At 60.8% G+C, this 22,014-nt stretch carries 18 protein-coding genes and 3 pseudogenes; 13 read left to right on the top strand and 8 right to left on the bottom strand.

Features of this window, described 5'->3' with window-relative positions; translation table 11 throughout:
- Nucleotides 1-175 precede the first annotated feature (175 nt).
- The 6 genes and pseudogenes from ACS4RR_RS23490 to ACS4RR_RS23465 form a co-directional block, all read right to left on the bottom strand.
- Complete coding sequence (locus tag ACS4RR_RS23490; RefSeq protein ID WP_456189472.1) at nt 176-1,024, bottom strand: hypothetical protein; 849 nt, start codon at nt 1,022-1,024, stop codon at nt 176-178.
- Nucleotides 1,025-1,182: 158 nt separating this feature from the next.
- The gene (locus ACS4RR_RS23485; RefSeq protein ID WP_407767670.1) at nt 1,183-1,899 is read right to left on the bottom strand and encodes a sensor histidine kinase; all 717 of its coding nucleotides are present in this window, start codon (nt 1,897-1,899) and stop codon (nt 1,183-1,185) included.
- A gap of 262 nt (nt 1,900-2,161) precedes the next feature.
- Nucleotides 2,162-4,708, bottom strand: coding sequence for a protein translocase subunit SecD (secD, locus tag ACS4RR_RS23480; protein WP_017967003.1), 2,547 nt, complete (start codon nt 4,706-4,708; stop codon nt 2,162-2,164).
- An 83-nt stretch (nt 4,709-4,791) separates the two neighbouring features.
- Nucleotides 4,792-5,172: a hypothetical protein gene (locus ACS4RR_RS23475; RefSeq protein WP_456189471.1), complete on the bottom strand. Its 381-nt coding sequence runs from the start codon at nt 5,170-5,172 to the stop codon at nt 4,792-4,794.
- Nucleotides 5,173-5,226: 54 nt separating this feature from the next.
- Nucleotides 5,227-5,439 (bottom strand): annotated as a pseudogene (locus ACS4RR_RS23470) (sodium:proton antiporter); the annotation flags it as partial.
- A 132-nt stretch (nt 5,440-5,571) separates the two neighbouring features.
- Complete coding sequence (locus tag ACS4RR_RS23465) at nt 5,572-7,002, bottom strand: ArnT family glycosyltransferase (protein WP_456189470.1); 1,431 nt, start codon at nt 7,000-7,002, stop codon at nt 5,572-5,574.
- Nucleotides 7,003-7,730: 728 nt separating this feature from the next.
- On the opposite strand from ACS4RR_RS23465, the gene ACS4RR_RS23460 reads away from it, so the two are divergent.
- The 13 genes and pseudogenes from ACS4RR_RS23460 (at nt 7,731) to visR (ending at nt 19,894) form a co-directional block, all read left to right on the top strand.
- Entirely contained in the window at nt 7,731-9,365 is a 1,635-nt protein-coding gene (locus ACS4RR_RS23460) for a methyl-accepting chemotaxis protein (protein WP_456189469.1), read from the top strand.
- Between the two features lie 63 nt (nt 9,366-9,428).
- Nucleotides 9,429-9,725: an STAS domain-containing protein gene (locus ACS4RR_RS23455; protein WP_017967009.1), complete on the top strand. Its 297-nt coding sequence runs from the start codon at nt 9,429-9,431 to the stop codon at nt 9,723-9,725.
- Nucleotides 9,722-10,087 carry a chemotaxis response regulator CheY1 gene (gene cheY1, locus ACS4RR_RS23450; protein ID WP_017958972.1) on the top strand — a complete coding sequence of 122 codons (366 nt, stop codon included), beginning with the start codon at nt 9,722-9,724 and terminating at the stop codon, nt 10,085-10,087. The genes ACS4RR_RS23455 and cheY1 overlap by 4 nt, the downstream gene beginning before the upstream one ends.
- Nucleotides 10,088-10,104: 17 nt before the next feature.
- Nucleotides 10,105-12,381, top strand: coding sequence for a chemotaxis protein CheA (locus ACS4RR_RS23445; protein WP_222386387.1), 2,277 nt, complete (start codon nt 10,105-10,107; stop codon nt 12,379-12,381).
- A gap of 4 nt (nt 12,382-12,385) precedes the next feature.
- A complete protein-coding gene (locus ACS4RR_RS23440) occupies nt 12,386-12,853 on the top strand; it encodes a chemotaxis protein CheW (protein WP_017967011.1) in 468 nt (155 codons plus the stop codon).
- Nucleotides 12,850-13,758 (top strand): protein-glutamate O-methyltransferase CheR, encoded by a 909-nt coding sequence (gene cheR, locus ACS4RR_RS23435; RefSeq protein WP_260297776.1) that lies wholly within the window; start codon nt 12,850-12,852, stop codon nt 13,756-13,758. The genes ACS4RR_RS23440 and cheR overlap by 4 nt, the downstream gene beginning before the upstream one ends.
- A complete protein-coding gene (cheB, locus tag ACS4RR_RS23430) occupies nt 13,755-14,798 on the top strand; it encodes a protein-glutamate O-methylesterase CheB (protein WP_456189468.1) in 1,044 nt (347 codons plus the stop codon). Before cheR ends, cheB begins: the two co-directional genes overlap by 4 nt.
- A complete protein-coding gene (locus ACS4RR_RS23425; RefSeq protein ID WP_003556488.1) occupies nt 14,799-15,188 on the top strand; it encodes a response regulator in 390 nt (129 codons plus the stop codon). It begins immediately after the preceding gene.
- Nucleotides 15,185-15,739, top strand: coding sequence for a chemoreceptor glutamine deamidase CheD (cheD, locus tag ACS4RR_RS23420; RefSeq protein ID WP_017967014.1), 555 nt, complete (start codon nt 15,185-15,187; stop codon nt 15,737-15,739). The genes ACS4RR_RS23425 and cheD overlap by 4 nt, the downstream gene beginning before the upstream one ends.
- Nucleotides 15,740-15,755: 16 nt before the next feature.
- The gene (cheT, locus tag ACS4RR_RS23415; protein WP_017958978.1) at nt 15,756-16,145 is read left to right on the top strand and encodes a chemotaxis protein CheT; all 390 of its coding nucleotides are present in this window, start codon (nt 15,756-15,758) and stop codon (nt 16,143-16,145) included.
- 111 nt (nt 16,146-16,256) lie between these two features.
- A pseudogene (gene fliF / locus ACS4RR_RS23410) lies at nt 16,257-17,947 on the top strand (flagellar basal-body MS-ring/collar protein FliF).
- 445 nt (nt 17,948-18,392) lie between these two features.
- Entirely contained in the window at nt 18,393-19,139 is a 747-nt protein-coding gene (gene visN, locus ACS4RR_RS23405; protein ID WP_026154436.1) for a transcriptional regulator VisN, read from the top strand.
- 8 nt (nt 19,140-19,147) lie between these two features.
- The gene (gene visR / locus ACS4RR_RS23400) at nt 19,148-19,894 is read left to right on the top strand and encodes a transcriptional regulator VisR (RefSeq protein ID WP_222294979.1); all 747 of its coding nucleotides are present in this window, start codon (nt 19,148-19,150) and stop codon (nt 19,892-19,894) included.
- A 308-nt stretch (nt 19,895-20,202) separates the two neighbouring features.
- Here the strand turns inward: visR and ACS4RR_RS23395 are convergent.
- Together ACS4RR_RS23395 and flhB are read right to left on the bottom strand one after the other, a co-directional pair.
- A pseudogene (locus ACS4RR_RS23395) lies at nt 20,203-20,645 on the bottom strand (BspJ family T4SS effector nucleomodulin).
- Between the two features lie 5 nt (nt 20,646-20,650).
- On the bottom strand, nt 20,651-21,730 hold the full coding sequence (gene flhB, locus ACS4RR_RS23390; protein ID WP_026154437.1) for a flagellar biosynthesis protein FlhB: 1,080 nt from the start codon (nt 21,728-21,730) through the stop codon (nt 20,651-20,653).
- Nucleotides 21,731-22,014: the final 284 nt, after the last annotated feature.

Genomic DNA, 22,014 nt, shown 5'->3' with positions numbered 1-22,014 from the left:
TCGCAAAACCGCTTCACACTTTTGCGCGACATGCTTAGCGATTCTAAGGCTGCGCTTGGTGCAGTTACAGCTTTGTGCGTGCATCTAGGTGTCGTTGTGAACGAGCGTTCGGTAGATCAAAGAAGGACTGTCCGTGACAGACTAATACGGAGTGGCTGGATCGCACCAACTGCGGTCAAACAGCCAACCGTCCCAATGCTCTTGACGGCTTCAGGGCCTCCGCTACCGAACGAGACAGCAACCCCGTTCCCTCGCCAGTGGGAACAAGATGGTCGAAATCACCGAAAAAGGCATCGTCAAAATCGTCGCGGTTATAAAAGTCGAGTATCTGAACTTCACGGTCGCGCTCGGTGTAGCGTAGAAGTGTGTCAAACAGTTCCTGGCCCTTACCTACCTGCAACCGGAAATCCCTTCGCGCCGGGGGGATTACAATGACGACTTCGTGTCCGTTGCGAGACGCAAGATCGATCATCATGTCCAAGTACGGAACCGCGTCTCGTCGTGTGTTGAATCTCATGTGATCGGCCGCACGCTTTTCCGCCGTCACGGTTGCGGGCATGAAGCCCTTTCCATGGTCTGGCAAGAAGCCAGCACCGCCCGGCAAATGGACCGACATCTCTCCTAGTTTTCCGGCGACCGCCGCATTCAGCGATGCAAGCTGATGGCTCTCATATTCGAGGCCAAGGTTGAACAGCTCGTTGATTGCGACAGCTATCTCGCCTTCGGAAGGGGAGCTCTCAAGAAGCCAGCCTGGGGAAAATATCGAGTAAAATATGACGAGCGTTGAAAGGTTCAAGTTCTGGTCTGATAGCTTGCTGTACAAGTAGTAGGAATGTTTTAAGTCTTGGGATCGGGAGCAGAGGTTGAATGAACCCGGCACGAGCGAGGGATCGAAACCAAAATCGCCATGCGACGAACCGACGACCAAAGTCGTGATGTCGGAAGTGAACTCCCGAAGCATCGTGCGTTTTGCAACCAGAAGCAACACCTGTTCTTGAAATAGCGGCGGAAATGCAAATGCCATTGCTGGCTCCTTGACAACGCGACAGTCTCTAAAAGAAAGTGACAAGCTGTCGCGAACCTTACTATGCGTCCATCGCTCGCCTTCCAAGATCTCTCGCCATCGATGCCGTCCTTCCGGACGAAGAACTGCTGCGCACTTTTGCTGGAATTTCTCTGATCTCAGGCAATCGGAAGGCGGATGATGAAACAGCTGCCGCTCGCATCCGAATGTTCGAGACTGATATCGCCCCCAAGCGCCGTTAGAAACTCCCGCGCCGTCGTCAATCCGAGACCGGCGCCCTGAACAGCTCCCGCCTTCGGCAATTTCCAGAACGGCTCGAATATTCGCTGCCGATAAGCCGGATCGATGCCCGTCCCATTGTCGGAAATCCGGAAAAACCAGTCCGTCCCCGCTCGCTCCGCGGCGATGGCGACATGCGGCGGCGCTTCCCCGCGATAGGTGAGGGCATTGGTCAAAAGATGCCGCAGCACCAGACCGAAGAGGGCAGGGTCGGTACGGATGGAGGGCAGGCCCTTGCTTTCAAGCGTCGCCTCGCGGACCGCCGCCTCGTCGGTCAGTTCGTCCCAGATATTTTCGGTCAGCGCCTGCAGATCGACCTCTTCAGGCGTCACCTGAGGTATGCCGCCGGCAAGGCTCATCAACGCCTTGGTGAGCCGCTGCGCCGTCTGCGCCTTTTCCAGGATCATCCGGAGGCTCTGAAGCTGTTCGCCGTCGAGCGTCTCCTCGAGATCGTCGAGCAGCAGCTCGGCATACATGGCGATATGGCGGAGCGGCGATTGCAGGTCGTGCGAAGCGGTCGCGAGAAAACGCTTGATGCGCTCCTCGCTGTCACGGGCACTGTTGGTTTCCGGCGGTCTTGTCGGGTTGAATGACATCTGGCGGTTTCCCCGATCTCAATTGCAGCGCCGCGCGTCCTTTCAGACGCGCAAAGGGCGCTGTAACACTTTGAATTAAAACATAATGCAGCAGCCGACAATAGAAAGAGGGCGCCGGCTCTGCAACCGGCGCCCCCTTCAGGGATGCGTTAAAGACGGAATAGAGCGCCGCGCGTCTTTTCAGACGCGCAAAGGACGCTCTATCACTTTGAATTGCGCATGATCCTTTCCGAAAATCGATTCCGATTTTCGGGGTTATGCGCTAGCTCGCGGACTTGCGCGGGCGACCCTGTTCCGGGGGGATGATCTCGACTGCCGTATCGGTTGCCGCTGCCTTGGCATGGCGGCGGCGCCAGTCGCCGAGGAAGAGCAGGATGGGTGCCGCGATGAAGATCGACGAGGCGCCGGCCACGAGAATGCCGAAGACCATCGGGATTGCGAAGCTCGAGACGGCACTACCGCCCCAGATCGCCATCGGCACGAGCGCAAGGAAGGCCGTCGCATTGGTGTAAAGGCTTCGCGCCAGCGTCTCGTTGATCGACTTGTCGATGATCTCGCGCAACGGCATCGACTTGTAGAGCCGCATGTTTTCGCGCATGCGGTCATAGACGACGACTTTGTCGTTCACCGAATAACCGACAAGCGTCAGGATGGCGGCGATCGCCGTCAGGTTGAAGTCGAGGCCGGTGATCGCGAAGAAGCCAATCGCCTTGGTGACATCGAGTACCAGCGTGACGATGGCACCCACGGCAAATGGCCATTCGAACCGCACCCAGATGTAGATGAGCATCGCCAAGCTTGCGATCACCACCGACAGGATACCGGCCCAGGCAAGCTCGCCGCTGACCTTCGGACCGATGACGTCGGTACCTTCGACGGTGGCGGTCGGATCGATCTTGGCGACCTCGGCCTTCAGCTTGGTCACCGCTGCCGTCTGCGCCTCTTCGCCACCTTCCTGCCGCTGGGCACGAACGAGAATGCTGTTCTTGTCGCCGAAGGACTGCAGCGAGATTTCGCCGAGACCAAGCGTGTTCAAGCCTTCACGGAACGTCCCGAGATCGGCCGGGCCGGTGGTCTTGACGGCCATCTGGATGCCGCCGCGGAAATCGACGCCGTAGTTGAGGCCCGGATGAATGAAAAGCACGACGGAGGCGATCGAAAGCAGCGCTGAAACGGTGAGGCCGAAGAAGCGCGCCTTCATGAACTGGATGTGCTTGTCATAGGGGCTGAACGGGATCAACGGCCGGATGTTCAGCACCTTGATCTTGCTGCGGCGGGTGATCTCGATCATCGCGACACGCACGAAGGCGACCGATGTGAACATCGAGATGATCAGGCCGAGCGCCATGGTCACGGCAAAGCCGCGAACCGGTCCGGAGCCGAAAAAGAACAGGATGGCCGCAGCGATCAGGGCCGTCATGTTGCCGTCGATAATGGTCGAATAGGCGCGGCGGAAGCCGGTGTCTATCGCGGCGAAGGCGCTCTTGCCCTTGCGCGTTTCTTCGCGGATGCGCTCGTTGATGAGAACGTTGGCGTCGACCGCAAGGCCGATGCCGAGAACGACACCGGCAATGCCCGGCAGCGTTAGCGTCGCACCGACCAGCGTTAGCGCCGAAAAGGTCAGGATCGTGTGGATCAACAGCGCGATATTCGCCAGGAAGCCCCAGGTGCCATAGAGAACGAAGATGAAGGCTGCGACGAGCACAAAGCCGACGATGCCGGAATAAATGCCCATCTTGATGGCATCGGCTCCGAGGTCGGCGCCGACGGTGCGCTCTTCGATGACCGTCAGCTTGGCGGGCAGGGCGCCGGCGCGCAACATGGCGGCCAGCGTCGTGGCGCTATCGGCCGAGAAACTGCCGGAGATCTGGCCGGAACCCCCGGTGATCGGCTCGCGGATAACAGGCGCGCTCAGCACCTTGTCGTCGAGGACGATGGCGAAGGGATTGCCGACGTTCTGGCGGGTGATCTCGGCAAAGCGGCTGGCGCCGGCGCTGTCGAAGCGGAAGCTGACGATCGGCTCATGCGTGTTCGGGTCGAAGCTGACGCGGGCATCCGAAAGGCGGTCGCCGGAGATTTCGACGCGGTCGAGGACCGGATAGGACCTGCCTTCATCGTCCTTCAGCATGGTCACGCCGGGTCCGGGCGCATTGTTCGGCGACAGCATGTGGAACGACATCTTCGCGGTGGAGCCGAGCAGTTCGCGCAGGCGTGACGGATCCTGTGCGCCCGGAAGCTGGACGAGCACGCGATTGGCGCCGATGCGCTGGATGGTGGGCTCGGAGACGCCGACCTGGTCGACGCGCTGGCGGATGACTTCAAGGCTTTGCTGGACGGCATTGTCCACATTGGCGGAGATGCCGGCCGGCGAGAAGCCGACCGTGATGGTGGCGCCGTTCGCAGTGACGGCCAGATCCGACTGGCCGGCGCTGAGGCCGGTGCTGATCGGGTTGGCAAGCGTCTTGAGCTCGGTGACGGCAGCATCGCTCTGCGCGGCATCGGCAAGCGTCACGACGATCTGGTTCTGGCTGCGGACCACGGCTTTCGGCTGGATGCCCTTTTCGCGCAGCACGCGCCGCGCGTCCTGAAGCAGCGACTGCAGCCGCTCCTTGGTCAGGTCGGCTTCGTCGACTTCCAGAACGAGGTGCGAACCACCGCGAAGGTCGAGGCCGAGCGACACCTGCTGATGCGGCAGCCAGGCCGGCACGCGCTGGAGGACGGATTGCGGCAGGGCGTTCGGCAGGGCGATCAATAGGCCGAGTAGGATGATCACCGTATAGGTGACCACCAGCCATCGTGAAGTACGCATGTTGTATTCCTTGATATCGAGGGCCGGCGCTCGGGCGCTGGCGGCATGTCGTCAATGGTCGGAAGCGCCGATCGGCGCGAGCGTCAGGTAGCGACCGGCGGTGCGCGCGGCTGATGGGTCCTGGAGACTGCGGCATGAAGCGAAGCTTCAAATGCCGGAAAAGGCGCGGCCATGGTCCAGCCGGAAAAATCGACAACCGGGGCGGCGGCAAGGGCAAGCGGTCCGGCGTCATGCGCCGCCTGCTTCGGTGCAAGCTTGCGTTCAGACGCAAGCAGCCCGCGCACGGCATCGCGCGCAGTCAGTTGCGGCGGCTGCAAATCCCGATCGGAAGAGGAAAGCGTATTGGCGGTGGCGGCCGGCGAGATCACCAGATTGCCGCCGAAAAGCAGGCAGAGATAGGCAAGGACAGCGACGAGAAGGGAAGCGGCGATACGGCTCGTCAGACGGCGCTGGTCCAGCTCCATCCTCTCCGTCCCGGCGATGTCACTCCCGTATCGGCTCAAAAGCGCGCCAATCTCTCATTCTCTTCCCGGCGGAGGGTCATCCGTCGGCATAATTGTATCAGGCCCATGCCCGTCTTCATAGGGCACACTCTCATGATGCACTTGGGCGAGCCGGTCAACCATGCCCAGCGCGATTTCACGCTCGCCCATGATGACGGTATCGGCGCCATAGTGCGTCAGCTCGTCGACGTCGGCGGCGGAATGGGCGCGGGCGACGAGGAGGCTTGAGATCATGGGTCAAGGCGCAAGGGAAACAATTCTCACTCCTGCTCTGTGCCGCGCGGCGCCTGCATAATTCAAAGGGTTACAGTGCCCGCTGCGCCTCTCGAAAAGACGCTGGCAGCTCTGTCATCGGGCAGGCTAAACCGGCTCAGGCGCCAGGCAGGAGGCAGAGACCTTGTAGGCAGAAAGCGCCTTACCCTTGTAGTTGCCTTCCGTCGGCTGCCAGTTCTTCAGCACCTCGGGCGTCTCGCTGGCGCAGGTGAAGGGTCCGTCCGTCAGGAAAAGCACCTTGCCGGTGGTGTCGGCCGGCAGAGCGAATTCCTGCTCGTAATAGCTCTCCGGAAGGCCCGCGGGCGCCCGCGCATAGATCCGGTACGATTGATCGCGCAGCGTATAGAAAAGATCGGCGACCATGTCGCGATTGTCGGTGACGATGATGTCGGTGCCGGCCTGAGCTGCGAGAGCGGCCGCCTCGCGGCTGACTTCGGCACGGCCGAGATAGCGCTTCATCAGCGCGTCGCCGTTCGGCAGCAGCAACTGATGCGGAAAGATCGTCGCCAGCGGAAAGAGCAGGCTGGCGATGCCGTTGATGGCCAGCGACAGCCTGAGCCCCTTGCGCCACATCCGGTAAAGCAGCCAGACGGCAAGGATGGTCCCTGCGACATAGGCAGTCACGGCCCAGTTGGCATAGGCCTTGGCGACCGTTGCCTGCAGCGTGATCAGCACCACCACCGGTATCGACAGACAGACCAGTATCTTCTCGCGATCGTCGCTCCTACCCTTGATCATGCGATAGACTGCCCAGAGCATCGCAAAGAAGATGATCGGCCCAACGACGCCGAATTGGGCGGCGAAAAATTCAAGCCCGCGACGCAAGTTGATACCGAGTTCGCTCCAATGGGCGATGTCCTGCGTATGCCGCACCGTCGTGTTGTCGTGCTGCAGGTTCCACCAGAGGTTCGGCAAGGCGACGACCGCCGCGACCGCGACCGCGATGATGAAATCCCGAATGGCGATGCGCGCCGCCGGAATGAGGAGGAGGGCAAGCGCGCCGCCCGGAACGACGAACAGCACGGCATATTTGGTCAGGAAGGCGAGGCCGACGCTAAGGCCCATGACGAGCGCCAGCCCGACCGAGCGTCGCTGCGTCAAGCCGAAATAGGCAAGCAAAGCGATCGCGATAAAAAACAGCAGGATCACGTCGGTCGAGAAGAACACCGAAGAAAGCGCCACGCCCGGAAGCGTGATGTAGGTGGCGCCCGTCCAGCCTTCGATCTCCGGCCCGACGAAACGTTTTGCCGTCTTCATCAGCACCAGTGCGGCCGCCATGTGGATCAGCGGTCCGAGCAGCCTGATCCAATAGATGGCGTTGGACCCGGAAAGCTCGGTCATCGCCCGGATCACCCAGGCAATCATCGGCGGCTTGGAATAGTAGCCGAGATCGAGATTCTGCGACCAGAACCAGTACTGCGCCTCGTCGACGAAAAGGTCCGTCGCATCGAAATTGAGCGTGACCACGCGCCAGAGCGTGAAGCCAAGAACGATGAGGAGACCAGATCTGGGGGACATGAACCGATAGTTCCGCTGACATGAAAGGCGCGAGTGCGATACACCAAAGGTGCCGGACTGCCAACGGGGAAGGGCGGAGATCAGTTTAAAGCATGGCGCGCAAAACTGTGCAGCTGCGGTAACGACATGCGTAAAAGTAAAAATCCAATGCGCGAAGAGCGTATCTGAAAGATCGCGACGCGCTTTAGAACACCCGAAGTGCGCGGAGATCGCGATTTGCAGCGAGAAAATCGAGACGGGCGACGGCGGCAAGCAGCGTCATTGCAATCAAGCAGGAACCCAATCCGAGAACAATCATTGCTCAGTCCTTGTCGACGTCATGTCTTGGTTATCGACCGGCATATAACACGGAGCTTGCGTGTGCCTTGTAGCAGCCGTGCAACTCCGCAGCAGTATTTGCTGTGAACGGCGTTGAATTGCTTCAAAAGCCCGCACCGCGAAAGGCTTATTAACCTTCAGGCAAGGAATTAACCATAAACATTGGTTTACACGTCGGAATGGGAAGATGCACTCGTTCCCACCAGGCATGACGCCGTCCCGCCGTACCGGGTTGATCCGGTATCCATCTCTTCAGACAGCTCCGAAACATAGCTGATCAGGGGGCTCGATCCGCCGGTTGTAACCGGTGGTGAGGACCGTCTCCACGCTTCGCGTTCAACGGATGCTGCGCAAGTTTTTGGCCGGGCCTTCGCCCGGAAAGTGGTTGGGGACAGGCGTTGAGGCAGGACATGCCATCAGATCAGGCTCGTGGCGCGCAGGCAGGCAGCTTGCGCGACCGCCTGCGCTTTGCCGGTCTCGATGCCGAACAGTGCGAGTTGGTGCGCCGTAACCGGCCAGCCCTCGAAGCGCATCTGAAGGCGGGCCTCAGGGATCTCTTCCACAGGTTCCAGTCATTCCCCGACGCCTCGCGCAATTTCGAGAGCGAGCGCCAGGTCGAGCGCCTGCATGATCTGCAGTCCTCGCATTGGGACGTGCTGACGGACGCACGATTCGACAGCCTCTATGCCGAGCGCGTCAAGGTTCTCTCCGATACCGAAAGCAAGATGGGTCTTGACCCGCGCTGGCACGTGGCCGGCCATGGCGTCATGCTGGAGCATGTCGTTTCCGGCCTCGCCGAGCAGATTGCCGGCCGTCCACTGCTGCCGTCGGCCAAACGCCGCACCCGTGAGATCTCCGATCTGATGACAGCGATCATCCGTATCGTCATGGTCGATGTGGAAATTGCCGTCTCGCTTCGCTTCAATGCGCTGCGTGCCGGGGAGCAGCGCGCGCTCGCCGATCAGCGCGTCGACAACGAAGCCGAGATCGCCCGGATATTCGGCGACGTCATCGAGGGCCTGTCCGCACGCGACCTGACGCGACGCGCGCCTGTCGACGGCGATGGCGCCTATGGCGGGATCGCCGCCGCGCTGAACGGCGCGTTGGACGGCCTCCAGGCTGAGTTCACCGCCATTACCGAGCGCACGGTCAAGGCCGAAGCGGCGACGGGCGCGCTTGCCGGCCTGTCACGGCAGTTTGCCGGCACGGCTTCCGGCCAGACCGAGCGGCTGCAGCTTTCCGCCGCGGCCCTTGCCGGCATCGCCGGTAGCGTCCGCGATGGCGCCGCCCACAGCCGCGCTGCCCAACAAGCGGCCGCCACGACGCGCGCTGTCGTCGAGGAAAGCGGCGAGGTCGTCGGCCGCGCGATCAGCGCCATGGCCGATATCGAGCAGTCGGCCGAAAAGATCGGCCAGATCATCGGTGCGATCGACGAGATCGCCTTCCAGACCAATCTCCTGGCGCTGAATGCCGGCATCGAAGCTGCTCGCGCCGGCGATTCCGGCCGCGGTTTTGCCGTCGTCGCCCAGGAAGTCCGCGCCCTTGCCCAGCGCTCGGCCGAAGCCGCCCGCGAGATCAAGACGCTGGTGACGACGACCAAGGCGCAGGTCGATGCCGGCGTGCAGATGGTCGGCCGCACACAGGATTCGATCGGCAGCATCGTACGTCAGGTCACCGACATCAACGCCGCCATATCAGGCATCGCCACCCGAACCGGCGAACATGCCGAAAGCCTCGACAGCGTAACAGCCGACATCAAGGGCCTGGGTGGCGAGGTGGCCGATAGTGCCGGCCTTGCGGAGCGCTCGGCTGAAGGCGCCGACCACCTCCACACCGTCATTCTCGAACTCGGCCAGACGATTCGCGAATTCCGCATCGCCCGGGAAAACGCCGCTGCCGGGCGCCCTGCGCCGGTTCGCGTGACGCCGCCGCGCGCCATCGAGGTCGCCGCTCGTCCGGCACTGGCCGAGGACGGATACGAAAATGACGATTTTAGCCTTCCGCAGCCCTTCGCAAGCGTCGGACGTGGGCGGAATGTTTACTAACCTATCGGATGATCGCCTCAGCTCGTCTTCTCGGGCCGGGGATAAGGGGACAAGGAAAAGCTGATGGCAGCAAAGAAGAGTGGCAAGACGCTGGATTTGACAGCGGTGCTCGACCTCAACGAGGCTTCCGCCTTGCGCGATAAGCTCCTCTCTCTCAGGGGTAGCGGTCTTTCGATAGACGCTTCCGGCGTTGAACGGATCGGTGCTCTTTGCGCCCAGGTTCTGATGTCCGCCGAGAAGACCTGGGAACAGGACAAGCAGCCGTTCACCTTCACCAAGGTGTCCGACGCATTTCAGAAAACCATGCAGTTGGTGGGCGTCAATATTGACCACCTGCTTGCCAAGGAGATTCGGCAATGAAGAAAAAAGTGCTGACCGTGGATGATTCCCGCACAATCCGAAACATGCTTCTCGTGACGCTGAACAATGCCGGCTTCGAGACGATCCAGGCGGAAGACGGCATCGAGGGCCTCGAGATCCTCGAAGAGTCCAACCCTGACGTCATCGTGACCGACATCAACATGCCGCGCCTCGACGGTTTCGGCTTCATCGAAGGTGTCCGCCGCAACGAGAAATATCGGGCGATCCCGATCCTGGTTCTGACCACCGAAAGCGACGCGGAAAAGAAGAACCGCGCCCGCCAGGCCGGTGCCACGGGCTGGATCGTCAAGCCTTTCGACCCGGCCAAGCTGATCGATGCCATTGAGCGTGTAACCGCTTAAACCCAGGATTTGCTCCTATGGATATGAACGAAATCAAAGAGATCTTTTTCCAGGAGTGCGAGGAACAGCTCGCCGAGTTGGAATCCGGTCTTCTGAAAATGAATGATGGCGATCGCGATCCGGAAACCGTCAATGCGGTGTTCCGTGCCGTGCATTCGATCAAGGGTGGCGCCGGCGCCTTCGGCCTTGACGATCTGGTAGCCTTCGCCCATGTCTTCGAGACCACTCTCGATTGCGTTCGATCCAACAAGCTTGAGCCGAACCAGGATGTCCTGAAGGTGATGCTGAAGTCGGCCGACGTGCTCGCCGACCTGACGAACGTTGCGCGCGACGGCGGCAGCGTCGATGAAAGCCGCAGCCGCGGCCTCGTCAGGGAGCTCGAGGCATTGGCCAACGGTGAAATGCCGTCTCCCTCGGCCTCAGCCGAGGCGCCTGCGCCGAGGGCCGCCGCAAAGGCCGCTCCGGCGCCGACCCCCAAGCCGACGGACGACAGCGGCTTCCAGCCAGTCCCCTTTTCCTTCGACGATTTTGGCGGCGAGGACGATGCGGGTAGCATGCCGGCCTATGAAGTCATCTTCAAGCCGCGCTACGAACTCTATTCCAAGGGCAATGACGCCACCCTGCTGCTGCGTGATCTCTCGCGCCTCGGTGAAATGACGATCTATTGCAATGCGGGTGACCTGCCGGGTCTCGAGGAACTCGATCCGGAAGGCGCTTATTTCTTTTGGAACATCACGATCAAGACGGACAAGGGCGAGGACGCCATTCGCACCGTTTTCGAATTCGCCGAGTGGGATTGCGAACTGACCGTGAAGCCGGTCGAAGAAGCAAGGACCGACGCGACCAGCAACGACGAACTGCCGATGGTGCCGGTTCCCTTCGATCTGTCGATCCTCGATGAAACGGGCGCAACGGAAGAGCTTTCCCCCTCAGACGCGCGCGCCGAAGAGACGGCCGCCGCCGTTGCCGCCGCCGAGACTGCCTCCAACGTCACGCAGATGGTCGCCGCCCGCGTCGAGAAGAAGGAATCGGCAGCCGCCGCAGCGGCCGCTGCAAGTGCTGCCGCCCAGAACAATGCCGCCGGTGCCGGCCAGACGATCCGCGTCGATCTCGACCGTGTCGACCGCCTGATCAACCTCGTCGGCGAATTGGTCATCAACCAGGCGATGCTGTCGCAGAGCGTCATCGAGAACGACACGACCGGCACCTCCTCGATCAATATGGGCCTCGAGGAGCTGCAGCAGCTCACCCGCGAGATCCAGGACTCGGTCATGGCGATCCGCGCGCAGCCGGTAAAGCCGGTCTTCCAGCGCATGTCGCGTATCGTCCGCGAAATCGCCGACATGACCGGCAAGTCGATCCGCCTGATCACCGAAGGTGAAAACACCGAAGTCGACAAGACGGTCATCGACAAGCTGGCCGAGCCGCTGACTCACATGATCCGCAACGCCGTCGACCACGGCATCGAAACGCCCGAAAAGCGTGCAGCCGCCGGCAAGAACACCGAGGGCACGGTCCGCCTCACCGCCAAGCATCGTTCCGGACGCATCCTGATCGAGCTTGCCGACGACGGCGCCGGCATCAACCGCGAGAAGGTCCGCCAGAAGGCGATCGACAACGACCTCATCCCGGCCGATTCCAACCTGTCCGACGAGGAAATCGACAACCTGATCTTCCTGCCGGGCTTCTCGACGGCCGACAAGATCTCCGACATTTCCGGCCGCGGCGTCGGCATGGACGTCGTCAAGCGCTCGATCCAGGCGCTTGGCGGCCGCATCAACATCACCTCGAAACCGGGCCACGGCTCGGTCTTCACCATGAGCCTGCCGCTGACGCTCGCCGTCCTCGACGGCATGGTGGTCACCGTCGCCGGCCAGACGCTGGTCGTGCCGCTGACGGCAATCGTCGAAACCCTGCAGCCGGAAGCTGCCGCGATCCACTCCTTCGGTGCGAACCACCGGCTGATCTCGATCCGCAACAGCTTTTGCCCGCTGGTCGATGTCGGCCGCATCCTGAACTTCCGCGCCACCCAGGCCAATCCGGTCGAGGGCGTGGCGCTTCTGGTGGAATCCGAAGGCGGCGGCCAGCGGGCTCTGATGGTCGATGCCATTCAGGGTCAGCGCCAGGTGGTCATCAAGAGCCTGGAAGCGAACTACACCCATGTGCCGGGCATTGCCGCCGCCACCATTCTCGGTGACGGCCGCGTCGCTCTCATCCTCGATGTCGACGCGGTTGTCGGCGCCTCGCGCGGCCAGTCGCTCAAAGCGGAAATGTCGCTAGCAGCGGTGGGATAAGCGAATGTCGTACACGGTAAAAAATCTGAACGAGGGGGATCGCGAGCTGATCGCGTTCCGCATCGGGGATCAGGAATTTTGCGTGAACATCATGTCGGTTCGCGAAATCCGGGGCTGGACCCCGGCGACCGCGATGCCGCATTCGCCTGGCTATATGCTGGGTGTCATCAACCTGCGCGGCGCGGTGCTGCCGATCATCGATCTTGCGGCTCGGCTCGGCATGAAGCCGGCTGATCCCACAGCCCGTCATGTCATCATCGTCGCCCAGGTCTGGCGTAAGGTCGTCGGCCTGCTGGTCGACGCCGTTTCCGATATCCTGACGGTGACCGACGAAACCATCCAGCCGACGCCCGAAATCTCCTCCGAACTCGAGCGTCAATTTGCCCGCGGCATTCTCGCGATCGAGAAGCGCATGATCTGCCTGATCGAACTCGAATCCCTCTTTCCAGAGACCGAAAGCGAAGCCGCATGAGTGTAATGGGCGCAAAAGATCAGAGACAGGGATCCGACGAGGTCCTGGCGAGCGGAGAATATCCGCTGACGCGCCGCGACCTCACTGAGATCGCCGCAATGATCTATTCGGATGCCGGCATCTTCCTCAACGAGACGAAGGCGTCGCTCGTCTATTCGCGCCTGTCGAAGCATATCCGCAATCTCGGTCTGTCCGGCTTTCGGGAATATTGCGACCTCGTCGCTTCGCCGGCCGGCGCCGCAGCGCGCCGCGAGATGCTTTCGCACCTGACCACTAATTTTACCCGCTTCTTCCGCGAGAACCACCATTTCGACCACCTGCGCGACCATGTCCTGCCGGAACTTCTGCAGCGGGCGAGATCGGGCGGCAGAGTGCGCATCTGGTCGGCCGCCTCCTCCGATGGGCAGGAGCCCTATTCGATCGCGCTGACGGTGCTGTCGCTGATGCCGAATGTCGCGGACTACGACTTCAAGATCCTGGCAACCGACATCGACCCGAAGATCCTCGCGATCGCCCGGGCCGGCGCCTATGACGAGAGCGCGCTCGAAACCGTTTCGCCGGCCATGCGCAAGCAATGGTTCAGCGAAGTCGAGGTTCAGGGCCGCAGGAAGTTTCAGGTCGACGACCGCGTAAAGCGGCTGATCACCTACAACGAGCTGAACCTGATGGCGCAATGGCCGTTCAAGGGCAAGTTCGACGTCATCTTCTGCCGCAACGTCGTCATCTATTTCGACGAGCCGACGCAGACGAAGATCTGGCAGCGTTTCGCCGGCCTGCTGCCGGAAGGCGGCCACCTCTATATCGGCCATTCGGAACGTGTTTCGGGTGAGGCAAAACACGTCTTCGACAATATCGGCATCACGACCTATCGCTATACGGCCAAAGGTCTCGGGAGGAAGGCATGAGCGCTCCGGCAAGGGTTCTCGTTGTTGACGACTCCCCGACGATGCGGGGCCTGATCACCGCTGTTCTGAGTTCCGACCCGGAGGTCAACGTCATCGGCCAGGCCGGCGACGCGTTGGAGGCGCGCGAGGCAATCAAGCGGCTGAACCCCGACGTCCTGACGCTCGACATCGAGATGCCGAACATGAACGGTCTCGATTTTCTCGAAAAGATCATGACGCTGCGTCCGATGCCGGTGATCATGGTATCCACAATGACCCATCGCGGCGCCGAGGCGACGCTTGCGGCGCTGGAGATCGGCGCGTTCGACTGCGTCGGCAAGCCGGCTCCGGGCGAAACCAGGCCCTTCGGCGATCTCGCCGAGAAGGTCAAGGCCGCCGCGCGCACGCAACGCCAGTATTCCCAGCCTGTTGCCGCTGTCGCGCCACCGCCCTCGGTCGCCGATTTCCGCGTCGGCCGCAAGATCGTCGCGATCGGCTCGTCGACCGGCGGCGTCGAGGCGCTGATTGCCGTGCTGCAGAAATTCCCGGCGAACTGCCCGCCGACCGTCATCACCCAGCATATGCCGCCGACCTTCACCAAGAGCTTCGCCGAACGGCTGAACCGCCTCTGTGCGCCGGTGGTGCAGGAAGCGACCGATGGTGCCCGTCTCGAAATCGGCAAGATCTATCTGGCACCCGGCGGAGAGCGTCATCTGCAGGTCAGCGGTGCCTCGGCGCCGTGCTGCCGTCTCATCGACCGTGCGCCGGTCAACGGTCACCGCCCCTCGGTGGACGTACTTTTCGATTCGGTCGCGGAACTGGCGGGCCGCAACGCCGTCGGCGTGATCTTGACCGGCATGGGCCGCGATGGCGCCGCCGGATTGTTGAAAATGCGCCACGCAGGCGCCAGAACGCTCGGCCAGAACGAAAAAACCTGTGTCGTTTACGGAATGCCAAGGGTTGCTCACGAACTTGGCGCCGTTGAGCAGCAGCTTCCGCTGTCTGCCATCGGTGAAGAAATATTGAAAATGACAGCCGCCCGAAAGGAAGGGACCGAATAAATGTCGATCGCGGAGAAAATCAAAGTTCTGATCGTCGATGATCAGGTAACGAGCCGGTTGCTGCTCAGCGATGCGCTGACCCAGCTCGGTTTCAAGCAGATCACGTCGGCCGGCGACGGCGAGCAGGGCATGAAGATCATGGCCGAGCAGCCGCACCACCTGGTGATCTCGGACTTCAACATGCCGAAGATGGATGGCATCGGCTTCCTTCAGGCCGTGCGCACCAACCCGAACACCAAGAAGGCGGCCTTCATCATCCTCACCGCCCAGGGCGACCGCGCACTGGTGCAGAAGGCGGCCCAGCTCGGCGCCAACAACGTGCTCGCCAAGCCGTTCACGATCGAGAAGATGAAAGCGGCCATCGAAGCCGTGTTTGGAGCCCTGAAATGATCACTGAGGGGGCAGCCCGCCGCGTGCACATCATTCAGGGCGAGTACAAGGTCCTGAACGATCCGAATGCGGTCCTCTCGACCATTCTCGGTTCGTGCGTGGCTGCGTGCCTCAGAGATCCTGTCGCCGGTGTCGGCGGCATGAACCACTTTCTGCTGCCCGGTTCGGCGACGTCGCCGACAACAGGTGGCGATGCCACGCGGTACGGCGTGCATCTGATGGAACTGCTGATCAACGGTCTCCTGAAGCAGGGCGCCCGGCGTGATCGACTGGAGGCAAAGATCTTCGGCGGCGCGAAGACGATCTCGACATTCTCCAATGTCGGTGAGCAGAACGCGGCCTTCGCCGTGCAGTTCCTGAGGGATGAAGGCATTCCGGTGGTCGGCTCCTCCACAGGCGGAGAGCATGGACGCAAGCTTGAATATTGGCCGGTCTCCGGTCGTGCCCGGCAATACCCCCTGACCGGTGCCGAAACGCAGAGAACCGTCGCTCTCGAGCAGCGCCCCGCCGCTCCGCAGAAGCCCGTCGAAACCAGTATCGAATTTTTTTGATGGCGAGGATTTTCATATGACATTTACCCAGATGATGGAGCCGCCTGCGCCTGTCGAAGCGCTGAGCGACATCCTGATGCGCATCGTGTCCGAACTGCACGATGTCGCCTATCTCATCGAGCGTATCGAGCCGCAGCTTCTCGACCTCGGCGGCGCCGAAATCCTGAACTCGCCGGATGCCATGAAGGTCATGCAGGGCATCGATTTGGCTGTGCAGAAATCGCGCGGCCTTGCAGAATTCATCGACACCATCACCGGCGAAATCCCGCACGGCTGGGCAGTCGACGTCGCGACCGCGCTCAGCCTCGTCAAGCTGGCCGAGATGCAGAAGGCATTGGGCGGCGCTACGCGCCACGGCCACTCCCAGCCATTAAGCAAGGCAGCCGGCGACTTCGATTTCTTCTAGGGTCTTTTCGGCCCGCACCCGCTTCACGAAACGCTCGCACAAGTTTCGCCGACTATTCGTCAGATGAGGCAATAAGCCTGCTTTGTCTTTGACGGATTGTGCGAGAACAGAATGAATCTGTTAAATCAATTAGTTCAGATCTTTAAGAACTTCGGTTCCCTTGGCCGAACACGCCTGATGATTCTCGGAGGCGTCGGTGCCGTCTCCATCGCAATCGTCCTTGCGGCCGCCCTTTTCGTCAACAAGCCGGCACAGGAAACGCTCTACGTCGGTCTGGACTCGCCGGATCTCAACCAGATCAGCATGGCGCTTGCCGAAGCCAACGTCGATTTCCAGGTCGGCACGGACGGCTCCAGCATCAGCGTCCCCGCGGGGATGACGGGCAAGGCCCGCCTGATGCTTGCCGAGCGCGGCCTGCCGAACAGCGCCAACGCCGGTTACGAACTCTTCGACAATGTCGGCTCCCTCGGCCTGACCTCCTTCATGCAGGAGGTGACGCGGGTTCGCGCTCTGGAAGGCGAAATCGCCCGCACCATCCAGTCGATCTCGGGTATAACGGCCGCACGCGTCCATATCGTCATGCCGGAGGTCGGGAACTTCCGGAAGGCGGAGCAGAAACCGACTGCCTCCGTCATGATTCGCGCCACCGCCACAACTGGACGCAGCGCAGCGACCTCGATTCGCCACCTCGTCGCCTCGGCCGTGCCGGGGCTTGACGTCGATGACGTGACCATTCTCGATTCCGCCGGCCAGCTGCTCGCTTCCGGCGACGAGGCGAGCAACAGCTCGCTGAATCGTTCGCTCAACATCGTCCAGAACGTTCAGCAGGAAGTCGAATCCAACATCGACAAGGCGCTGGCACCCTTCCTCGGCATGGACAACTTCCGCTCCAGCGTCACCGCCGATCTCAACACCGACGCCCAGCAGATCCAGGAAACGACCTACGATCCCGAATCCAAGGTCGAACGCTCGGTTCGCTCGACGAAGGAAGCCCAGCAGTCGCAGCAGAAGCAGTCCGATAGCGCGACGACGGTCGAGCAGAACATTCCGCAGGCGGCCCCTGCGGCCGGCGGTTCCGCCGGGCCCGAATCGCAGGACAAATCCGACAAGCGCGAAGAGCAGACCAACTACGAAATCAACAGCAGGACAACGGCGACGACCCGCAACAGCTATAAGGTCGAGAAGCTTTCGATCGCTGTCGTGGTCAACAAGGGCCGTATCGCCAAGATGGTCGGAGAACCCGCCGACCAGACCAAGGTCGACGCCTATCTTGCCGAAATGCAGAAGATCGTCGCCTCGGCGGCCGGCATCGACGCCAAGCGCGGCGACGTCGTCACCGTCACGGCTATGGACTTCCTCGAGAACCAGCTGCTCGAAGACGCCACCGGCGGTGTCCGCGTCATGGACATGCTGAGCCGCAACCTTGCCGGCATCATCAACTCGCTCGCCTTTGTCGCGGTCGCCTTCGTGGTCGTCTGGATGGGCCTGCGGCCTCTGGTGCGTAGCGTCAGCAGCAACGGCAGCTCTACGGCTTTCGGCGACGCCACGCCGGAAGCGGCCGGCCTCGAACTTCCGGACTTCGCGCCGGCATCGGGAGCAGCCGGGGCGCTCTCATGGACGGCTTCGGGTCCGATTTCGGCTTCGACAGTACCGAGGACCTGCTCAGCCTCGGCGACGACGACGGAAACTTCAATCGGCGCGTCAAGGAAGGCCCGGAACGCAAGCTTTCCCGGATGGTCGAGATCAACGAGGAACGCGCAGCGAAAATCCTCAGGAAATGGGCGATCGACGAGGCAGCGTAAAACAAAGGCCGGGCAACCGGCCTTTTTTAATGTAGGTACCGAGGTTTGATTCCCTAACCGCTGTTTGCTGAAAAGCCGTGACGGGAGCTGCGAGAGACTAGGCACGACTGGGTCAAGAATCCGAACAGGACCGTATAACGGACCGCATTGAAATGCGACTGCAGAGAGACTCGATGAGATCGACTCGCGTAAAACGCGAAGCAAGTTGCGGTTCCGCCAGAATCACCTTAGCCTCCCTCTATCTTGAAGGCTGGAATGAATGGTCGAATCAGTGCATTGGCGACGGCGAAAGTAAATCCCTAGAAGTCGGAGATGGTGATTTGCATCGACTGGCTTACCCTTGGGTGATTCGAAATGGGATTCGAGTGGGACTTGAGTTGAATCCCCTACAGAAAAATTGCTGTTGCACCGAGTTCGATCGTTTCTCAGCCGCAGGACATTGCCAATGGATATGAATGTAATTCAGGCGAGCAAAGGCGAGAGGCATATGGCGAATTTCGCGAGTGCAGTGGTGCCGGATCTGCTGCCGCGTGATGAGCTACTCCAGCGCCTTCACGGTGTCGCTAGCACCGGTAGGTTGCAGTCTGGTTTGCGCGCACTGACGGATTACGTGGGTGCTTCGCACTACCTTCTGGCGCGCTGCGATCTCCTCCAGGAAAGTGGCCTCGATTTCATCGTCTCGTCGGACTGGCCCTTCGACCTGGTCAGGGACATCGCCAATGATCTGGTCCGCGGTTATGCCCGCTCGACCGAGTTGGAAAAATGCATGCAGGTTTTCCAGCCGAATTTTGCCCTCCTGCCTGACAGTGCCGAGATTCCGGACGGCGCTAGCCGCCAATATTGTTCGGTGACCTTCAATGTCGGCCGGTCGCGGCTGGCTCTGATGTTCCTGTTCGGCGAGGGGTTCATCCTTTCGCCGGAGCGCCTGCGGGATGTAGGCCTGCTTGCAGGTTATGTCGCGAGCTTCCTGCGCTGCGGTGGTACGAAGGTCGATCGCGATTTCGAATTGACCGACCGCGAGCTGGAATGCCTGTTCTGGATCGCCGAGGGCAAGACCAGCGACGAGATCGCGATGATCCTCGGAATCTCTCGCAATACCATCAACAACTACATCACCAGCGTGATGCGCAAGACGGCGACCAAGACCCGGTCCGAGGCCATTGCCTTCGCCGTCCGCAATAATCTCGTATAGGGGGATCTATGGCGTATCCAGCAGGCAGGACCATGAGCAGTGCTGAGCAGCTGCGCATGGTGCGTGTGAACAGGATTTCCAGTCGGTCCGATCTTTTTCCGCGGCTGATTGCGATGCAGAAGCTCACCGATGCGCAAGGGTTCGCAATCTTCCGCGTCAGCGGCTCGGGTCTTCCGGCAAAGCAGCGCCTTATCTGCGAGCTCGAGAACTGGGGGCCTTCCAACGCCGGTTTCAACAAGGCCTTCACGGATGCTTACGGCGATATTCTTCTCGACCATATCGACAAGTCGCTGCTGCCGCTCTCATGGGCCGGCGGTTACGACCGCACGGCACCCGGACCGGCGGACTTCTCGCCGTTCATGACGCGGCTGCAGGACGGTATTCTGCCATTCTCCGGCCTTGCCTTTCCAGTGCGGCTCGGCGCCGTCGGCAATGGCTTCATCCTTTTCACCGGTGATGAACTCGATCCCTCGAGCGATACCATCGTCGAGCTGCACGGTCGCTGCTGCCACATCATGATGGATCTTCTCTCGCTCGACGAACGCCGCACGGCTGCCGCCGAGGCGCTCAGCGAACGCGAGATCGCCTGTCTGCAGCTTGCCGGCGACGGCCGCATCAGCGAAGAGATTGCCGACAAGCTTGGCCTGTCCGTGCACACCGTGAACGCCTATCTCGGCTCGGCGACCATCAAGCTCGATTCCGTCAATCGCATCCAGGCGATCGCCAAGGCGATCCGGCTCGGCTATATCAGCTGAACGCGTGCCATCGCTTACAGCGTCGCGCGTCCTTCGGACCCGCGAGAGCATATCGCGCAAAAGTGTGCAGCGGCTTTGCGATAACGACAGGCGTAAAACAAAGACCTAGAGCAATTCCAGCAAAAGTGCGTAGTGGTTTTGCGTCCGGAATTGCGTGAAAACAAAGAGGTAGAGCATTTCCGGGATTCGGAGAAAAACGGAAATGCTCTAAAGCGCGACAAGCGAATCTGAAAAATCGCGATGTGCTTTAGGACGCTTTAACGCTTCGAATTGCAAGGCGAATGAAAGCTTGGTTGTCATGAAAGAGGTTAGCCGGCCAGCGCCTGAGGCGGCTGGTTGACGCTGTAACGCGCTTCCCGAAGGCTCTTTTGAGGAAGATGGTGTTCTCGTCGGGATCGACCGAGGGATCCTGGAAAGCGATATGATTGATCTCGATGCCGGCGTGATCTTCGGCAAGGGTGAGCTGGGCGTAGACGGTGACGCCGCGCGGCTTGATTTCCAGGTCGAGAACGACTTCGGGCTTGCCGCCCCACTCCAGCGTATAATTGCCGCCCAGGCCGAAATTCACGGTGCCCGGATGAAAGAAAAGCTCCGCCGCCGAAGCGACGAGATCGGAAAGATTGCCGTAATACTCGAAGCGCAGCAGTGAAATAAGGTCAGAAGCATCCAGAAGGCGCAGTTCAGTGGCGACCGGGCTGATGGCGTCTGCGAGGATCTTTTCACGCTGGGTAGAGTGGGGACATTTTTTCATTCGGCTTATCTGACCCGTTTGTTCTTGGCGTCCGCGGCATAGACCCGGTGGATCAGCTCCGCAACCGCCTTATAGAAGACTGACGGGATGACACTATCGATCGAGACTTGCGCAAACATGGAGCGCGCAAGCGGCGGATCCTCGAACACCGGTATGCCGTTCTGCTCGGCAATCTCCCTGATTTTGAGCGCGATCAGGTCCTGACCCTTGGCCAGCACCACTGGCGCATCGTTCTCTTCACGCGCGTAACGCAGCGCCACCGCAAAGTGCGTCGGGTTTGCAATCACTAGCGTCGCCCTGTGCACGTTGGCGATCATGCGCCGGCGCGCGCGGTCGCGCATCAGCGAGCGCTGCCGGCTCTTGACGAAGGGGTCGCCCTGCGCCTGCTTGTTTTCTTCCTTTATTTCGTGCCGCGTCATCTTCAACTCGGTGAACCAGTGATGGCGCGTCCAGAAAAGATCGGCGATGGCCACGATCGCGGTGGCGATCAGCATGACGATGATGATCTTGCGCATCGCTGCCATTATTCGCACGAGAATCGTCTGCGGATCGGAGAACATCGCGTCGATCGAGCCGAAATATTCGCTCCTGAGCACGAAGAACAGGATCACCCCGACGACGACGACCTTGAACAGCGATTTTCCGAATTCGACCAGGCCGGGCACGCTGAACAGCCGTGACCAGCCTTTGATCGGCGAGATACGCGAGGCCTGCGGGCGGATGCGTTCAAGCACCAGTGTCGGCAGATTCTGGAAGACCGAGGAGGCGATGCCGAACACCATAAACAGGATGAAGGCGGGCGCCACCAGCGCCGCACTTGCCCAGCCGAGCCGCCCGAACAGCGCCAGCACATCCGGTCCCGTCTCGATCTTCCATTGGTCGGGCTGTTCGAAGATGTCGCGTAGCGTTTCACTCATGCGCCCGACGCTGTCGGGAAGGAAGAATACGAGATAAATAAAGGTAGCGAGGATCGTCGCAAAAATCGAAAGTTCGCGCGAAGACGGCACGTTGCCCTTTTCCGCGGCATCGCTTTGCTTTTTCGCGGTTGGGGCTTCTGTTTTGCTGTCCTTGTCATCGTCTGCCAAGTCGCGGCTCTCCGTCAAAGAAATAGGCCGCAGCTAATGCATGTCGCCCAAAAACGTGCAGCGGTTTGGGATGACGACATGCATCAAAACAAAGATCTAAAGCGCGTCGCACGAACCGAGTTCTATGCGACGCGCTTTAGAGCGGAGCCTGTTGCGGGAAGGGTAGTCGCCTGTGGCACGGCGATCAACAGCGGCCTTTCGGCATGCCGGATTTGTCAACAGTCTCGAAGAGCCAAAGCATGTCGCGCATAAGTGTGCAGCGATTTTGCGACAACGACATGCGT

Origin of the sequence: Rhizobium zaerense (assembly GCF_051810725.1) — a bacterium.
Classification (GTDB): domain Bacteria; phylum Pseudomonadota; class Alphaproteobacteria; order Rhizobiales; family Rhizobiaceae; genus Rhizobium; species Rhizobium leguminosarum_I.
Note: the sequence above shows the minus strand (reverse complement) of the source record. Positions and strands in the feature narration are given on the sequence as shown.

Bases quoted from the DNA above. Each gene is read 5' to 3' on its own strand.
- ACS4RR_RS23490 (WP_456189472.1), bottom strand. From the start codon at position 1,024: ATGGCATTTGCATTTCCGCCGCTATTTCAAGAACAGGTGTTGCTTCTG.
- cheD (WP_017967014.1), top strand. From the start codon at position 15,185: ATGATCACTGAGGGGGCAGCCCGCCGCGTGCACATCATTCAGGGCGAG.
- cheY1 (WP_017958972.1), top strand. From the start codon at position 9,722: ATGAAGAAAAAAGTGCTGACCGTGGATGATTCCCGCACAATCCGAAAC.
- ACS4RR_RS23425 (WP_003556488.1), top strand. From the start codon at position 14,799: ATGTCGATCGCGGAGAAAATCAAAGTTCTGATCGTCGATGATCAGGTA.
- cheR (WP_260297776.1), top strand. From the start codon at position 12,850: ATGAGTGTAATGGGCGCAAAAGATCAGAGACAGGGATCCGACGAGGTC.
- ACS4RR_RS23465 (WP_456189470.1), bottom strand. From the start codon at position 7,002: ATGTCCCCCAGATCTGGTCTCCTCATCGTTCTTGGCTTCACGCTCTGG.
- secD (WP_017967003.1), bottom strand. From the start codon at position 4,708: ATGCGTACTTCACGATGGCTGGTGGTCACCTATACGGTGATCATCCTA.
- cheB (WP_456189468.1), top strand. From the start codon at position 13,755: ATGAGCGCTCCGGCAAGGGTTCTCGTTGTTGACGACTCCCCGACGATG.
- ACS4RR_RS23475 (WP_456189471.1), bottom strand. From the start codon at position 5,172: ATGGAGCTGGACCAGCGCCGTCTGACGAGCCGTATCGCCGCTTCCCTT.
- ACS4RR_RS23455 (WP_017967009.1), top strand. From the start codon at position 9,429: ATGGCAGCAAAGAAGAGTGGCAAGACGCTGGATTTGACAGCGGTGCTC.
- ACS4RR_RS23440 (WP_017967011.1), top strand. From the start codon at position 12,386: ATGTCGTACACGGTAAAAAATCTGAACGAGGGGGATCGCGAGCTGATC.
- ACS4RR_RS23485 (WP_407767670.1), bottom strand. From the start codon at position 1,899: ATGTCATTCAACCCGACAAGACCGCCGGAAACCAACAGTGCCCGTGAC.
- cheT (WP_017958978.1), top strand. From the start codon at position 15,756: ATGACATTTACCCAGATGATGGAGCCGCCTGCGCCTGTCGAAGCGCTG.
- visN (WP_026154436.1), top strand. From the start codon at position 18,393: ATGGATATGAATGTAATTCAGGCGAGCAAAGGCGAGAGGCATATGGCG.
- ACS4RR_RS23445 (WP_222386387.1), top strand. From the start codon at position 10,105: ATGGATATGAACGAAATCAAAGAGATCTTTTTCCAGGAGTGCGAGGAA.
- visR (WP_222294979.1), top strand. From the start codon at position 19,148: ATGGCGTATCCAGCAGGCAGGACCATGAGCAGTGCTGAGCAGCTGCGC.
- ACS4RR_RS23460 (WP_456189469.1), top strand. From the start codon at position 7,731: ATGCCATCAGATCAGGCTCGTGGCGCGCAGGCAGGCAGCTTGCGCGAC.